The organism is Treponema sp. UBA785, assembly GCF_002297065.1.
Lineage (GTDB): Bacteria > Spirochaetota > Spirochaetia > Treponematales > Treponemataceae > Treponema_D.
Window position 1 is genome coordinate 9,104 of record NZ_DBJD01000030.1, and the last position, 15,574, is coordinate 24,677.

General features: G+C 40.9%; 12 protein-coding genes and 1 tRNA gene. 7 read left to right on the forward strand and 6 right to left on the reverse strand.

Annotated elements, in window-relative coordinates; genetic code table 11:
- Nucleotides 1-1,656: preprotein translocase subunit SecA (locus tag B2X33_RS02210; RefSeq protein WP_296667291.1), on the forward strand; the 1,656-nt coding region annotated here is incomplete at its 5' end.
- A gap of 110 nt (nucleotides 1,657-1,766) precedes the next feature.
- Here the strand turns inward: B2X33_RS02210 and lepB are convergent.
- The gene (gene lepB, locus B2X33_RS02215; RefSeq protein ID WP_296667294.1) at nucleotides 1,767-3,533 is read right to left on the reverse strand and encodes a signal peptidase I; all 1,767 of its coding nucleotides are present in this window, start codon (nucleotides 3,531-3,533) and stop codon (nucleotides 1,767-1,769) included.
- Nucleotides 3,534-3,631: 98 nt separating this feature from the next.
- Here lepB and B2X33_RS02220 point away from each other — a divergent pair, with 98 nt between their 5' ends.
- Nucleotides 3,632-3,967 (forward strand): Hpt domain-containing protein, encoded by a 336-nt coding sequence (locus B2X33_RS02220; protein WP_296019650.1) that lies wholly within the window; start codon nucleotides 3,632-3,634, stop codon nucleotides 3,965-3,967.
- Between the two features lie 27 nt (nucleotides 3,968-3,994).
- On the opposite strand, the gene yfcE is transcribed toward B2X33_RS02220, so the two are convergent.
- Together yfcE and B2X33_RS02230 are read right to left on the reverse strand one after the other, a co-directional pair.
- Nucleotides 3,995-4,552 carry a phosphodiesterase gene (yfcE, locus tag B2X33_RS02225; RefSeq protein WP_296667297.1) on the reverse strand — a complete coding sequence of 186 codons (558 nt, stop codon included), beginning with the start codon at nucleotides 4,550-4,552 and terminating at the stop codon, nucleotides 3,995-3,997.
- Nucleotides 4,553-4,567: 15 nt separating this feature from the next.
- Nucleotides 4,568-5,707 carry a glycoside hydrolase family 88/105 protein gene (locus B2X33_RS02230; protein ID WP_296667300.1) on the reverse strand — a complete coding sequence of 380 codons (1,140 nt, stop codon included), beginning with the start codon at nucleotides 5,705-5,707 and terminating at the stop codon, nucleotides 4,568-4,570.
- Between the two features lie 161 nt (nucleotides 5,708-5,868).
- Between B2X33_RS02230 and argS the strand changes: the two genes are divergently transcribed.
- Nucleotides 5,869-7,698, forward strand: coding sequence for an arginine--tRNA ligase (gene argS, locus B2X33_RS02235; RefSeq protein WP_296667302.1), 1,830 nt, complete (start codon nucleotides 5,869-5,871; stop codon nucleotides 7,696-7,698).
- Nucleotides 7,699-8,327: 629 nt separating this feature from the next.
- Here argS and B2X33_RS02240 read toward each other — a convergent pair.
- Nucleotides 8,328-9,185: a hypothetical protein gene (locus B2X33_RS02240; protein ID WP_296667303.1), complete on the reverse strand. Its 858-nt coding sequence runs from the start codon at nucleotides 9,183-9,185 to the stop codon at nucleotides 8,328-8,330.
- Between the two features lie 138 nt (nucleotides 9,186-9,323).
- On the opposite strand from B2X33_RS02240, the gene B2X33_RS02245 reads away from it, so the two are divergent.
- The 3 genes from B2X33_RS02245 to sufU all read left to right on the forward strand — a co-directional run bounded on the left by B2X33_RS02245 (nucleotide 9,324) and on the right by sufU (nucleotide 12,322).
- Nucleotides 9,324-10,562, forward strand: a complete 1,239-nt coding sequence (locus tag B2X33_RS02245; protein WP_296667306.1) for an aminotransferase class V-fold PLP-dependent enzyme — start codon at nucleotides 9,324-9,326, stop codon at nucleotides 10,560-10,562.
- 82 nt (nucleotides 10,563-10,644) lie between these two features.
- Entirely contained in the window at nucleotides 10,645-11,814 is a 1,170-nt protein-coding gene (locus B2X33_RS02250; RefSeq protein ID WP_296667307.1) for a cation diffusion facilitator family transporter, read from the forward strand.
- A gap of 25 nt (nucleotides 11,815-11,839) precedes the next feature.
- Entirely contained in the window at nucleotides 11,840-12,322 is a 483-nt protein-coding gene (gene sufU, locus B2X33_RS02255; protein WP_273066729.1) for a Fe-S cluster assembly sulfur transfer protein SufU, read from the forward strand.
- 100 nt (nucleotides 12,323-12,422) lie between these two features.
- Here the strand turns inward: sufU and B2X33_RS02260 are convergent, their stop codons facing one another.
- On the reverse strand, nucleotides 12,423-13,430 hold the full coding sequence (locus B2X33_RS02260) for a helix-turn-helix transcriptional regulator (protein WP_296667310.1): 1,008 nt from the start codon (nucleotides 13,428-13,430) through the stop codon (nucleotides 12,423-12,425).
- Between the two features lie 296 nt (nucleotides 13,431-13,726).
- Here B2X33_RS02260 and B2X33_RS02265 point away from each other — a divergent pair, with 296 nt between their 5' ends.
- Nucleotides 13,727-15,328, forward strand: coding sequence for a glucose-6-phosphate isomerase (locus B2X33_RS02265; protein ID WP_296667313.1), 1,602 nt, complete (start codon nucleotides 13,727-13,729; stop codon nucleotides 15,326-15,328).
- Nucleotides 15,329-15,369: 41 nt separating this feature from the next.
- Here the strand turns inward: B2X33_RS02265 and B2X33_RS02270 are convergent.
- Nucleotides 15,370-15,457: transfer RNA gene (locus tag B2X33_RS02270), tRNA-Leu, on the reverse strand.
- Between the last annotated feature and the right edge of the window lie 117 nt (nucleotides 15,458-15,574).

The following is a 15,574-nucleotide window of genomic DNA, read 5'->3' on the forward strand; positions in this document are numbered from 1 at the left end:
CAGGCAATCGAGGCAAAAGAACACGTAAAAATCGCCCAGCGCAACCGCACTATGGCAACCGTCACATTCCAGAATTTTTTCCGCATGTACGACAAATTGTCTGGTATGACAGGCACGGCTCAGACAGAAGCTGTTGAATTTTCAAAAATTTACAAGCTCGACGTTGTTGCAATTCCAACAAACCTTCCTGTTGCCCGCATTGACGAGCAGGACGAAGTTTATCTCAACGAAGAAGACAAGTGGAACGCAATCGTTAAAGAAATCAAGACCGCCCACGAAAAAGGCCAGCCTATTCTTGTCGGCACGGTTTCGGTTGAAAAATCAGAACATCTGTCCGCCCTCCTTACCCGCGCAGGTATCAGGCACGAAGTTTTGAATGCAAAGAACCACGCGCGCGAAGCCCTCATCATTGCAGAAGCCGGCGCAAAGGGCGCTGTTACTGTAGCAACAAACATGGCAGGACGCGGTACTGATATTAAACTCGGCGGAAGCTACGAATCTCGCGCACTAAAACGAGTTGGAACAAACGCAACTCCAGAACAGCTAAAAGAAGCAGTTATCGCAGAAAAAGAAAAGTGGCAAAAAGATTACGAAGAAGTAAAATCTCTCGGCGGTCTTTACGTAATCGGCTCAGAGCGCCACGAATCCCGCCGTATCGACAACCAGCTGCGCGGACGCTCTGGACGTCAGGGAGATCCTGGACGCTCAAAATTCTTCATTTCGATGGACGACGACCTTATGCGCCTGTTTGGCGGTGAGAGAATGAAGCACATCATGACAAGAATCGGAATGGAACCAGGAGAACCGATTTATCATCCATGGCTTACAAAAGGAATCGAAAACGCACAGAAAAAAGTAGAAGAGCGCAACTTTGAAATCCGTAAGAACCTTATCGACTACGACGATGTTTTAAACGACCAGCGTGAATATATCTACGAACAGCGCGATGGAATTCTTTCGGACGAAAAACTCTCAGAACGCATAATGCTCACGGCTCAGGACTATCTTGACCAGTGGTTTGAAGAATATTCACACAACCGCAAAAACGGACTCACCACTCTTTTGACACAAATCCGCGAAAATTTCGGAGTCCAGCTTCCGGCGGAAGATGTTTCAAAAGAAAAAGTTATGGCGCTTCTCCAGAACGATCTGACAGAAAAAGAATCTCTCGTTGGACACGAACAGTTCAATATGTTTATCCGCTACCAGTATTTGCAGTTAATCGACAAAAAATGGCTCGACCAGCTCGAATTTTTGGACGGCTTAAGAGAAGCAGTTCACCTTCGCTCTTACTCATCAAAGAATCCGCTCACAGAATACAAAATAGACGGTTTTAACGCATTCGAAGATATGCTCGAAACCATCCGCCTTACAATTGCAGGCAGAGTATTCAAAGTGCGCATTCAGATAAATCCAGCTCCACAGCCGGCGCAGCGCAACATTCAGATGAACGCCCAGCATCAGCAAGCGCAGAGCATGGGCCAGGCAGCGGACGGTGTAAATGCGCATCAGAGCAGACAGGCTGCAAGCAGAGTAATGGTAAACGGCCGTCAAGGACAGAGTGTTACAGTCCGCCGCACAATTCCAAAAGTCGGAAGAAACGATCCTTGTCCTTGCGGAAGCGGCAAAAAATACAAACAGTGCCACGGACGCTAAAAAAACTTTATAAAAATTTAGGGCTTTCCTGCCGTGCAAGCACGGCAGGCCGGGTCATTCAGGGTTACGTGCATAACACTTTGCGAGCCCTTACTGCCCCCTAAGCCGTTTTATTTTCCTGTATGGCCGGGAACTCCGCGTCTATTCAATGGCCAGAACCTGTAGCTCGTAGTTCCGAGAATTTTAGAGCGGTTTACATACTGCGGAGAAATATCCGAGTAATAAGTTACAGAAACCGGGTCTAAACTTGTAAGAGGCGCAAGCCAGTTGTCATAAGAATGGCGCATATCAAGCGAATTAAAGCGGTTGTCGCCCATCATAAAATAGCAATTCTGCGGAATATACTGAGGATTGCCGTCTTTGTCGTTTGCCGGAAAAACAGGCATATTGCGTCTGTCCATCAAAAATGCATAAGAGTTTAGCATTGCCGCAGTTTTCAATAGTTCCTGAATTTGAGAATCAGACTTAACCTGCTCTATGTTTTTACCTGCAGCAAGAAGCTGAGCATCCCTCAAGAACAGTCTTCCAGCAACTTTTTTTATCATAAGGTTAAGCTTAAAATTTGCTTCTGAGTAAAGATCTCCGTTAAAATTAAAATCCGCATTTTCCGTCCAGGCAGTCATAAAGCGCTCAAAGCTTTTTGCCCCGTCTTTATTTGAAAGAAGAGCCTGCGCATAAAAATAATGCTGCGCAAAAAGGGAATTTTCAAAAAGATATTTGTCCGTAAAAAGAACATCCAGACTGTTATTCTGCTTTTCTGAAGAATAAGCTGCAAAGATTTTTTCAAAACTCTTGGAAATCGACTTTGCCTCTATTTCAAAGAGCTTTATGTCAAAAGCATTGCGCTGTTTTTCACATTCAATCATAGAATCATATTCTTCCTGGCCTACAACATAACTTTCTCTTGTAAGTCCGCGCTTGATTGAATTTTTTACAGTATTTAAATTCCATTCTGCATATTTTGCATCCTGTTCAACAACCTTCCATTCGTCGCTTGCCTTTGTCCGCGAATAAAGAATTCCGTCCTGCATCATAAGCTGCTCCCCAGGAACACCGGCAATTCTTTTTACAAGAGGATCTGCTTTTGGATTGCCGCCTTCATCAACGTTCAGATTTACCGTCGTCAAAGTGCACATGTATACAATCTGGCTCAAGAATGTCCGTACCTCGCTTTTTCTGTCGTTTGAATAGTGAGGATTTCTAAAAACAACAATGTCGCCGCGCTTATACTTTTTTACATAAGGAAGTCCAACTTCCGAAAGCGGGAATTTGGGACCGCTCGCAGTCTTAAAAACAACAACGCGATCCCTTATCAAAAATTCTGGAACCATCGACTCGGAAGGAATCTCATAAAGCTGGACGATAAAAATGTTCAAAAGCAAAACCATAAAAACGGCCTGCACAAGAGCGTCAACCCAGCTCAAACATTCAAAAGCAATTCTCTTGATTCCTTTTTTTGTTCCAATCGAATTCTCGTTTATAAATTTCTTCCAGTTTTCGTCAATTTTGGCAATTCTCTTTGGATTAAGACAATAAAGAATCCACAAAGACAAAACACTTGCAACACACCAGAAAACAACTTCAATTAAATCGATAAGATAAAAAGTTCCGTGATTTCCCGCCCGGCGCAAAACAAAGGCAATTAAAAGGACATAAGGCTCATACTGCAAAAGTGTACGGAAAACGCTTATAAAACGCAAATCTTTCTTTCCAAAAAGCTGGCTATAACCAGCCCAAAAAAGAACGCCTGTAAAAATCAATGCAAGCGGAAACGCCGTCAAAGAAACGTCCAAAGACACTGAAAAACACAAAACAGAAAAAATTGCAGACGAAAAAACGGCTGCAAGGGACAAAACTTTTAATTTATCTTTATTCATGATAAAAAAGTATAGCAAAAATAAAATAAACAGACTACTCTAAAGAAAATCTGCATAAAAAAAATTGAATTAAAAATCTATAAAAATGGAATAAAGATATGTCCGAAATTTTTAATAAAAAGATTGCCTTAGAAATGGTCGGAAATGACAGCGAGCTTCTGTCAATTTTAATCCAGGCCTTTTTGAGCGTCGAGTTTTCGCCAGAAAAACTGAATGAACTTGTTCTCTCCAAAAAAAATGGAGAAGCGGCTTCGTACGTCCATCGGGTAAAAGGAGCGGCAAGACAACTCGCAATGGAGAAACTTGCGCAAATCGGTCAAAACTTGGAAGATGTCCTGCGCGAAAAAACTACAGGAGAAGCTCAAAAACTGACAAATGATTTTTGTGAATGTTATTCAGAAAGCTTAAAAACAATTCAAAAGGAAGCCAGCTGACAAGACCCGCCGGCTGATAAGCTCCTGTTAAAAATCAAGGCTTCTTAAAAACTTTCCTTCGATTGTATAAAGTCCGGCTTTTATTTTGCCATCGGAACTTATATCAATAAGTCCGCAGGTTTTTCCGTCATCGCATTTTGGAAGGCTTATCGAACCGGGATTAAAATAGTAAAAGCCGCTGCTTTCTTCCAAAACAGTAACATGGGTATGTCCGCTTACAATCAAAGTCCCTTTTGGAAGCCAGTTCTCTAGTTTTTCGCGATTGTAAAGATGTCCGTGGTGAACAAAAACTCTTCTGTTTGAATCAAAAACTGTCGTATAGGCGGCAAGACACGGAAATTCGAGCACCATTTCGTCAACTTCTGCATCGCAGTTTCCGCGAACGCAGATAATCCGCCCCTTGTTTTCGTTCAAAACCGAAGCAACTTTTTTAGGATTCCAGCCTTCCGGCAAAGGATTGCGAGGCCCGTGATTCAGATAATCTCCGCAAAGCAAAAGATAATCAGCCTGTTTTCCAAAACAATCAAGCGCTTTTTCCAGGCTCTCTGCGCTTCCGTGAATATCCGAAATCACCAGATACTTCATATTTTACCCCGATTTTTATTTTTTTATCTGTTTGTATTCGTTGTAAGCAAGAAGGAATGGTCCTACGCCTTTCGCATCGTCCTGAACAATCGGTTCACTCATATAATAATCAAATGTTCCGTCGCGGCGCAAATCTTTTTCCGGGCCTAAACCTGCAACAAGACAGATTCCTCCAAGGCTCAAACGTCCAGAATCAGTATTCAGATATTTGTCGCAAATCCCTTCAAAAGCCCTGATTCCTGCTTCCTGAAATTTTTTGTCTTCAAGAATTTTTGTGCGGTAGCCTTTTAAAAGTGAATATGCAAAAATTGCAGAACCAGAGGTCTCCAGATAATTCTTTCCTTTTCCTGGATAATTTGGAACCTGCCACCACATTCCGCTTTTGTCCTGAAATTTAAGCATGCTTTCGCACAAGTCAATGAAAATGCCCTTTAATTTGTTCCAGTTTTCGCTTCCGCGGTCAGGAGCAATATTAAGCGTATCCAAAAGCGCCATGCTGAACCAGCCGAGCGAACGAAGCCAGAAATTTTTGCTCAAGCCGGTTTTTTTGTCAGCCCAGAACATTTTTTTTGAACTGTCATAACCGTGATAGTAAAGTCCTGTCTTTGGATCGCGCATAATTTTGTAAACATTGAAAAACTGGTTGTAAGTATCTTCTATGTTTTTTGAATTATTGAAAAGCTTTTCGTATTCCATGTAAAAAGGCTGAGCCATGTAAAGACCGTCAAGCCAAACCTGATTCGGATAAATCTGCTTATGCCAGAAATTTCCTTCGGCAGTGCGCGGCTGGTCTTTTACCTGTTCGTAAAGACGATCCAAGGCCTTTTTGTATTTTTCTTTATTTGTGTAGCGGTACAAAACAAAGAGATTTTTTCCGCCGTTGAGCTCATCGCAGTTCCAGGTGTTTTTGTCGTAACCGTCAATTGTTCCGTCATCGTGGATTCTGTAATCTTCATAGTAATCGCAAAAATCAAGATACTTTTTGTCACCGCTTGTGCTGTAAATTTCAAGCAAAGCCATAATCATGCAGCCGTCGATATAATCCCAGCCAGATTTTTTTCCGGCCCGGGCTTTTTCGATATTCCAGATAGGAAATTCTGCCGTCGATTTAGACATCAAATCGTCAATATAGTGTTCAATTACAACTGCATCCATTTATTTTTCTCCAAAATTCTTATTAAACTCAAAAAAGCCATTTTTACCGGCAAAGAAATTTTTCACTTCTAAATGCAGATTGTAAACGGCACAATATTTTGATATTATAGCATAAAGTATTTTATAAGGGAACATCTAAAACCGCACAGGAGCAAATTTTAATGTCTGATCCAAAATCAATTTTCAGAACTTTAATTGCAGATGCAATAAATGAAATTATCAAGGAAAAAATGCCTGAAACACCGGCAGTAAACGAAGAAACAGTCGTTGTTCAGGATTCTCCGGATCCAAAAATGGGAGATTTAGGCTCTCCAATGTTTGTCTTTGCAAAATCACTGCGCATGGCGCCTCCAGCAATCGCACAGGAAGTTGTTCAGAAAATCGGCGAAAAAGCGTCTTCTTTTGGAACAGTTTTAAATGTCGGTCCTTACGTAAATGTAAAACTCGACAAAGAAAAAGCCATCGCTTCAATCCTTTCAAAAATTGAAGATGAAAAAGATTCTTACGGCTCTCTTGGAGAAAACGGAAAACCGCTTCTGGAAGGCGAAAAAATAATGGTGGAGTTCTCTTCTCCAAACACTAACAAACCTTTGCATCTCGGACACATGAGAAACGATGCTCTCGGCGAATCTGTAAGCAGAATCTTAAAAAAAGCAGGCGCCGAAGTTTACAAGGTAAATATTATAAATAACCGCGGAATTCACATCTGCAAGTCAATGCTCGCATACAAGCTTTTCCACGAAAAAAACGGCGACACTCCAGAAACTCTTGGAATGAAGGGCGACCATTTTGTCGGCCAGTGCTATGTTGAATTTGAAAAATACTTAAAAGGCGAAAAAGACAAGCCGGAAACAGCGCATCCACAGGCACAGCAGCAGGCAGAAGAAATGCTCGTAAAATGGGAAGCCGGCGATCCAGAAATACGCGCGCTCTGGAAGACAATGAACGACTGGACTTTTAACGGAGTAAACGAAACCTATAAAAGAACAGGCGTCAGCTTTGATAAATTCTATTTTGAAAGCGAAACATACCTTAAGGGCAAGGACGAAATTGCAAAAGGCCTCGAAAAAGGCATTTTCTTTAAGGCGGAAGATGGTTCTGTAAGAGTTGATGTGACCGAAGCTGTCGGAAAAGGAAAAGACGGAGAAGACCACGAAAAAGTTCTCTTAAGAAAAGACGGAACTTCTGTTTACATAACACAGGATATTGGAACTGCAATCAGCAGACACAGCGACTGGCCGTTCAACCAGCTGATTTACGTTGTTGCTTCTGAACAGATTTTCCACTTTAAGGTTTTATTCTATATTCTTAAAAAGCTAGGCTTTGAATGGGCAGACAAGCTCTACCACTTGAGCTACGGTCTTGTAAATTTGCCAAACGGAAGAATGAAGAGCCGCGAAGGAACAGTTGTCGATGCAGACGACCTTATCGACTCGCTGCACGCAGATGCCCTCAAAGCAATTAAGGAGCGCGGCCGGGAAGATGATGTCGGCGATGCGGACGACGTGGCAGAAAAAGTCGCGCTTGCCGCCCTTCACTATTATTTGATTCAGGTAAGTCCTGTAAAAGACATGATTTTTAATCCTGAAGAAAGCTTGAGCTTTAACGGAAACACAGGCCCTTATTTGCAGTACATGGGAGCGCGCATTGCCTCGATTTTAAGAAAAGCAGAAAACGACGGAATCGCTCCGCTCGAAGCAAAAGACGCCGCGGTATTCTTAAAGGCTACGGAAGAATGGGATCTTTCAAAACGCCTTGGTGAATATCCCCAGGTAATTGCAAAGGCAGCCGCAAACAAGGATCCGTCTGTAGTCGCGGCATATCTTTACGATATTTCAAAGCTCTTTGCAAAATTCTACCAGAACTGTCCGATTCTTTCGGCAGAAGATGAAAACACAAAAAAAGCGCGTCTCACGCTCGCAAAGGCGACCTTACAGGTTTTAAAAGAAGCAATGAGCCTTGTCCTAGTGCCGTATCTTGCTAAAATGTAAAATATTTCGGGCTGTTCTAAAAACTGGCAACTCTTCAACAAAAGACAGCCATAAGACAGCAAGAACAAAATAAACACAAAAAAACTCCGTGCCATTAAAACTGGCTCGGAGTTTTTTTTTGAATCACGCTCATAACAATGAAAATAAAATTTTAAACTCGAAATTGAATCTTTTAAAATTCAACAATTCTTTGGTTTTTATTGCCGGATTTTTCAAATTTATCATTGTACAGATGACAAGCTAATCAGCACAACACTGATTAGTTTATCATTACAGCGCTGACTAACTAATCAGTATATTAGTGATATGTTAATCAGCACACCGCTTACCAGTTTTATCAGCGCATAGATGATTAGCTTTATCATTACATTACTGATTAGCCTAATCAGCAGTAATTAACACGGAGATGTTGCAATCAATATCATTGAGATAAAGAAAAGATTAGCACAGAACAAATTCCAGCAAATGAACGGAGATTTTTATTAGCCCAAAATGTCGAGTTTTGATAAGAACAGTAATTTAAGCGTCATTATTCCCATGCTACGACACAGGAATCTGTTGGAAATTTTTAATGTCATTATTGGGTCAAGCCCAATAATGACATTAAATTATAAAACTCGAAATTTAGGCTATCTATTTTTCAACCAAGTATTTAGTTCATCATACTTTTGTAAAAGTGAATTATATATATTTTGTGAAATGTAATCTCTTACTATTTCTTTGCTAGAATCATCATACGTATACGAACCTTTAAAATTTTCAGAACAATTTACACTCACCACTTCTTTTCTTATAAGAGATTTTGTTTGTGTATCATAGAGATAGATATTATACATTCCTGTAAAATTTATTTTTGTTTTTGTTGGTATTAATGCAGCTATAATAAATGGTATACCTACCGCGGTAAAAATTCCTCCTGCTACAGAATAACTTTCAGCTAAATCTTGTGCATATTTATCATTCTTATAAGTCTCTCCTAAAACAAGCATAGGCAATCCTCCAGCAACAAACCCGCCTCCAAGAGCTCCCATTATAACACCAGCTCCTTTATTATCTTTATAATCCAATTTATTTTCTACAACTTCAACAAATGTAGCATATCTACTATCGCTTTTATATAACTCCATTTCTTGTAATGAATAAATACCGAAATATGAATCAGCTTTATTATTTGCAATCCCTGAAGTTTCAAGATTATATCCAAGTTGTCGTAAACTTTTAGTATTTACAATTGCTTTTGCCTGATCAAATTCTGATGTAACAGTGTCTACATTAGGGGACCAAAATCCTGGAGAAACTTTTGTACTTGAAGATGTTGATAAAATATTGTTATCAATTTTAAACCCTATAAAATCCATTTTTGGATTTTCATAAGATGAAGTTATTTCATATTTAGGAATAGTTTTACCAACAGTTATTGCTGTAGCGCATGACAAAAACAAACATGGTAAAATACAAATTAATAGCAATATTAACTTTTTTTTCATAATAATCTCCCTTAGTTCAATGAACTGATACAAAAAAAATATTATAGAATTGTACACCCCCCCCCCGATTTTGTACAGTGCTTTGAAAACTCGCAGTGTTTTCAAAAAATGGAAAAATTACTATAATTGGCTTTAATTATGAATGACTTTAGAAAAGATTTTCCGTTATTTAAATCAATAGATGAAAAAAGCTCGGCTTTGAACGGCTCGCTTATTTATTTTGACACGGCAGCAACTGCGCAGCGTCCTTTTTGCGTTCTTGAGGCTATGAATTCTTTTTACGCTCAAAACAATGCCAATCCTCTGCGTGGAATTTACGACTTGAGCGAACGCGCTACTAAAATTTACGAGGATGCCCGTTCAACAGTTGCAAATTTTATCAACGCAAAAGAAGCAAGAGAAATTATTTTTACACGAAATTCGTCTGAAAGCTTGAATTTGGTTGCCTACACTTATGGAATGCAAAATGTTCATGCTGGAGATGAAATCGTCGTTTCGATTATGGAGCACCACTCGAATATTTTGCCATGGCAGCTTGTATGTTCGCAAAAAGGCGCTGCTCTGAAATTTATGTATGTCGACAAGGAAAGCGGCGAAATTCCAGAAAGCGAATTTGCAAAAATCACTCCAAAAACAAAAATTGTCGCAATTACTCAGGTTTCTAACGTTTTGGGAACTACAAATCCAATTAAAAAAATCGCGGAAATTGCGCACAAAAACGGCGCTGTAATCGTTGTTGACGGAGCCCAGTCTTCTCCTCACATAAAAGTTGACGTTCAGGCTCTCGATGCCGATTTTTTCGCGATGAGCTCGCACAAGCTCTGCGGTCCAATGGGAATCGGCGCGCTTTACGGAAAAATCAACCTTTTGGAAAGCATGCCTCCATTTTTGCGTGGCGGAGAAATGATTGAATATGTTACGGAAACAGAAGCGACCTGGGCAGAAGTTCCGCACAAATTTGAGGCAGGAACTGTAAGCGCAGGCGATGCGGCAGGTTTTGCAGCGGCAGTAAAATACATTCAGTCTGTCGGAATTGAAAATATTTCAAGGCATGACAATATTCTTGCGGTAAAACTTATTGAAGGCCTAAAGAAAATTCCTCACGTTTCTATCGTTGGAAACAAAGACGGAAACAAACGCTGCGGAATTGTAACTTTTACGGTGGATGGAGTTCATCCTCACGACATTGCTACCCTTCTTTCTGACGAAAAAATTGCAATCCGGGCAGGGCACCATTGCGCGCAGCCGCTGGGAGCTTATCTTGGAGTTCCGGCAACAGCAAGGGCTTCTTTGTACTTTTACAACACAGAAGAAGAAATCGACTTTTTCCTGTCAAAAGTTGCAAAACTGCGGGAATGGTCAGGATACAAAGACTGATTGTAAAAATCTAAAAAACGTTGTTTTTTGCTTACAAAGATTACCTTTCTCTCTCTAAAACAAAAACGCTATAATTTTTGGTATGATTACACTGCTTGCAAAACTTTTCATAAAAAATCACAAAAATTACTGCGACTCAAAAGTCCGGCTTGCCTATGGAACTTTGTGCGCATTCGCAGGAATTTTTTTTAATATTCTTCTTTTTGCGTCAAAATTTATAGCGGGCTTAGTTTCCAAAAGCGTCGCAATCACGGCAGACGCCTTCAACAACCTGTCAGACGCCGCAAGCTCAATAATTCAACTTTTTGGATTTAAACTTTCCTCAAAGGAACCAGACCAGTCTCACCCTTTTGGACACGGAAGACTTGAATACATTTCCGGCCTTATAATCAGTTTTTTGATTTTGCTCATGGGAGTTGAGCTTTTAAAATCTTCAGTTCTCTCTCTATTTAATCCGCCGGAACTTTCTTCTGGATTTTTTTCAATTGCGGTAATGCTCGCTGCAATCGCCGTAAAATGCTACATGTATTTTTACAACCATATCACCGCAAAAAAAATCAATTCGGTTGCGCTCGAAGCAGTGGCAAAAGACAGCTTAAGCGACTGTATTTCAACTTTTACAGTTATAATTGCGACAATCGCCGGAAAATTTGTAAGTTTTCCTGTCGACGGCCTTGCAGGAATTTTAGTTGCGGCTTTTATTTTACGCACAGGCTGGGAAAGCGCGAAAGAAACGATTGCCCCTCTTTTGGGAAAAGCGCCGACAAAAGAATTTGTAATGCAGGTTCAGGCCGAAGTTTTGCGCCATAAGCCAATATGCGGAATGCACGATCTGATTGTCCACGACTACGGGCCTGGACGTCTTCTTCTGAGTCTTCATGCGGAAGTTCCTGGCGACAGGGATATTTTTGAGCTCCACGAAGTCATCGACGAGACAGAAATCGCACTTTCAAAAAAATTCAAATGCGTCGCCGTAATCCACATGGATCCAATCGATGTAAAAAATGAAAGGCTGAACCAGATAAAACTCTTTATGCTCAACGAACTGCCAAAAATCGACGACGACCTAAAATTTCACGATGTAAGGCTCGTTCCGGGCTCTAAGCATACAAACCTTATTTTTGACGTTGTAAAGCCGTTCGACTGCCCGCTTTCGGACAAAGCTCTAAAATCAAAAGTTTCAAAACTTATAAAAGACAGTTACAGCGACATCAATTGCGTAATAACTGTCGATTCGCCGTTTGTACAATAATTCATAATTCTTTATAATGTAAAAAATGAATACAAAAGAACTTTATAGAGAAATATTAAACGACCATAACGTAAATCCAGCCCACAAAACGCAGATGGACGGAGCCACCCTTGAACTGCACGGTGTAAACCCAAGCTGCGGCGACAACATTGTGCTCTATCTAAAAACAAAAGACGGAATAATCACCGACGGCTCATACACAGGTTCGGGCTGCGCAATCAGCCAGGCAAGCGTAGACATGATGCTAGACCTTGTAATCGGAAAAACCACAGAAGAAGCGCAAAAACTCTACGATATTTTTACAGGAATGATTCACGGAACGGCATCCGAAGAACAGATTGAACAGCTCGACGAAGCGGCTTCTCTCGAAGACATTTCGCACATGCCAAGCCGCGTAAAATGCGCAGAGCTCGGCTGGCGAACCCTCCACGAAATGATTTCCACTCCGGCAAAAACTCAGGAAATTCAAAAAACTGCAAGCCAAAGCCACGAAAGCTGCCCGGCATAAAACAAAACTTTCAGCCCAAGCCAGCCGGCAATTTTTTTCTGGTCAAATTGCAGTTTTTCACACAAAAAAGAACTTTTCCGCTAAAACAGGAATTTTTCCGTCAAACCCCGGCGATTTCGCGCAATTTTCTGATTTCCGCTTTCCACAAATCAACCAGCTTCTGAGGTTCAAGCGGAACCGCATTCTTCCCAAAACTCAAGATTTTAGACAAAACTTCCGTCATATCGGCGGCAGGAAAATTCAATTCTAAAAAATCTTTTTCTCCGCCTTCTCCGCCAAAATTTTCCGTCATAACCTGCTTCGGATGCCATTTTTGAGTCTTTACAATCTGAACCGCTTTTCCATAAAACCTGATTTTTACATTTTCTGTCTTCTCGCCAAGAAAAATTCCAAAACCGTTTTCGATATAATTTTTAAGTTTTTGCTCAAAATCGTTTCCGTGCTCTTCGAAAGGCTTTTTTGTCAACGAAAGTTTTTTTATTCTAGCAACGTTAAAAGTGCGGATTTCATTTCTCAAATAGTCAAAACCGACGACATACCAGTTTCCACCGTAATTTATAAGGTTGCACGGTTCAAAAATCCGCTCAGAAAGCTCATTTTTCGTATTTGTGTAAACAAGCTCAAGGCAGAGCAAATCCCGCATTGCGCCGCAAATTCCGGTAAAAATTTCAGGCTCCAGACTTTCCGCCGCCGGAATTTCGTACAAAATCCGCCCGCAAACCTTCAGATAATCCTTTGGAATCTGGCTCTTCAAATTCTGCAAAAGCTCGCTGCTCACAGCCGGAAAATAATTTGCATTTTTGAGCATTGACTGCATCGAAAGATATGCCAAAATCAAATGCTGGTCTGCAAATTTTAGTCTTTCAAAGCTGCCGGCATAAATGTATTTTTTTTCTTTAAAATTCCATTCGATCGGAGCTTCAAAACGGTCGCGCATATATTCAATATCACGCTTAACCTGCCGCTCGCTAACTTCAAAATAATCGGCAACATCCTTAACTGTAAAATTTCCGCACGAACGCAGTTTTCGGTCAATAAAAAGGATTCTTTCGGTCTGGCTCATAAACAAGATTATACCACATTTTTTTGAATAAAAACCGTACCGCATTCTTCCGTCACGGCCGGCTAACCGGGGTTCGCTAGGCGCTCATTGCCTTGCGGCAACGGCACAGCCGCCCCTAATATCCGGGGTAATTTTTCCGTAAGCAAAAACATTTTCCCTGCCAATAGTTTTTGTGCTATAATAAATTAAATCTGTTTTATAAAAACAGGTATTGCAAGTTTGCGTTGCAAACTTTCTTATCATCTATTGTTTCTCACTTCGTTGCGAAACAACTTAAAAAAGTCAATTCTAAAACTGAAGTTTTAATCTTGACTTTTTATAGGAGAACTAAAATAAAAACTATGTCGGTTTCAGGAAAAAACATAAACTGGGAAAACCTTTCTTCCCTCGAATCATTTAAAAAACTTCAGTCTTTAAAAGGCGCGGTAAACATTGAGAAGGAGCTTTCTTCGCCAGAAGCTCAAAAACGCGTTAAAGATTTTTCCGTAAAAATGGGCGCAGGCCTTGCTTTCAACTACGCAGCAAAGCAGGTTGACGAAAAAATCTTAAAAGTTCTCGCTGAACTTTCAGACGAAGCGCAGCTCACTCAAAAATTTGAAGCGCTTTACAACGGCGAAGTCGTAAACACAGGAGAAAAACGTCTTGTTCTGCATCACCTTACCCGCGGACAGCTCGGAGACAAGGTTATTGCCGACGGAACAGACAAACGCGAATTTTACAAAACTGAACAGAAAAAAATTGCAGATTTTGCAGAAAAAGTTCATTCTGGAAAGCTCACAAACGAAAAAGGCGAAAACTTTACAACAGTCGTTCAAATCGGCATCGGCGGCAGCGATTTAGGTCCAAGAGCAATGTATCTTGCTCTCGAGAACTGGGCAAAAGCAAATAATTCTTTCAAAATGGAAGCAAAGTTCATTTCAAATGTTGATCCTGACGATGCCTCGGCAGTTTTAAATTCGACAGACATTTCGCGCTCAATTTTTATTCTCGTTTCAAAATCTGGAACAACCCTCGAGACACTTACAAACGAAGCCTTTGTAAAAGACGCGCTCAAAAAAGCAGGCTTAAATCCAGCCCTGCACATGATTGCAGTCACCAGCGAAACTTCGCCTTTAGCCCACAATCCGGACTATCTCGAAGCCTTTTACATGGACGACTATATCGGAGGACGCTATTCTTCCACTTCTGCTGTCGGAGGAGCAGTTCTTTCCCTTGCATTCGGAGCAAATGTATTTGCAGACTTTTTGGAAGGAGCCGCCGAAGAAGACAAGCTTGCTACAAACCCAAAAATTCAGGAAAATCCTGCTTTGCTAGACGCCTTGATTGGCATTTATGAGCGCAATGTCCAGGAATATCCGTCAACAGCGGTTCTTCCGTACAGCCAGGCCCTGAGCCGTTTTCCTGCGCACTTGCAGCAGCTCGATATGGAATCAAACGGAAAATCTGTAAATCGCTTTGGTCAAAAAATTGACTATGTAACCGGTCCTGTAATTTTTGGTGAACCAGGAACAAACGGACAGCATTCTTTCTACCAGCTTTTACACCAGGGAACAAATATAGTTCCTCTCCAGTTTATTGCGTTCAAAAACAACCAGACAAAGGTTGACGTGACAATCGAAGGCTCAACAAGCCAGCAAAAACTAGATGCAAACGTAACTGCACAGATAATGGCATTTGCCTGCGGAAAAACTGACGCAGATCCAAACAAGGCATTTGCAGGAGGAAGACCTTCAAGCCTCATTTATGGCCCAGCGCTCAACCCAAAAACGCTTGGAGCGCTTCTCGCCCACTACGAAAACAAAGTAATGTTCCAGGGATTTGTATGGAATATAAACAGTTTTGACCAGGAAGGCGTACAGCTCGGAAAAAAACTTGCAAAAAAAGTGCTTGCAAAAGAGACTGACGGCGCTCTAAAAGCATACGCACAACTGCTAGACTTGTAGTCTAAAAACAAAAAAGGCTTCTGCAATGCAGAAGCCTTTTTTGCCGAGAACCGGAATCGAACCGGCACGGCCGTTTGACTTGCCGAGGGATTTTAAGTCCCTTGTGTCTACCTATTCCACCATCTCGGCATTATCTTTCATAGAGAAAAATAACTTAATTAGTGTAGCAAATACAAGATAATTTTTCAAGTCGGTTTTTAGATTTTAGGATTTTTTCAAGGCAAGGCATATGGAGCACCGCCGGAG

Bases quoted from the DNA above. Each gene is read 5' to 3' on its own strand.
- yfcE (WP_296667297.1), bottom strand. From the start codon at position 4,552: ATGAAGTATCTGGTGATTTCGGATATTCACGGAAGCGCAGAGAGCCTG.
- sufU (WP_273066729.1), top strand. From the start codon at position 11,840: ATGAATACAAAAGAACTTTATAGAGAAATATTAAACGACCATAACGTA.
- B2X33_RS02260 (WP_296667310.1), bottom strand. From the start codon at position 13,430: ATGCGGTACGGTTTTTATTCAAAAAAATGTGGTATAATCTTGTTTATG.
- argS (WP_296667302.1), top strand. From the start codon at position 5,869: ATGTCTGATCCAAAATCAATTTTCAGAACTTTAATTGCAGATGCAATA.
- B2X33_RS02230 (WP_296667300.1), bottom strand. From the start codon at position 5,707: ATGGATGCAGTTGTAATTGAACACTATATTGACGATTTGATGTCTAAA.
- B2X33_RS02245 (WP_296667306.1), top strand. From the start codon at position 9,324: ATGAATGACTTTAGAAAAGATTTTCCGTTATTTAAATCAATAGATGAA.
- B2X33_RS02240 (WP_296667303.1), bottom strand. From the start codon at position 9,185: ATGAAAAAAAAGTTAATATTGCTATTAATTTGTATTTTACCATGTTTG.
- B2X33_RS02220 (WP_296019650.1), top strand. From the start codon at position 3,632: ATGTCCGAAATTTTTAATAAAAAGATTGCCTTAGAAATGGTCGGAAAT.
- B2X33_RS02250 (WP_296667307.1), top strand. From the start codon at position 10,645: ATGATTACACTGCTTGCAAAACTTTTCATAAAAAATCACAAAAATTAC.
- B2X33_RS02265 (WP_296667313.1), top strand. From the start codon at position 13,727: ATGTCGGTTTCAGGAAAAAACATAAACTGGGAAAACCTTTCTTCCCTC.
- lepB (WP_296667294.1), bottom strand. From the start codon at position 3,533: ATGAATAAAGATAAATTAAAAGTTTTGTCCCTTGCAGCCGTTTTTTCG.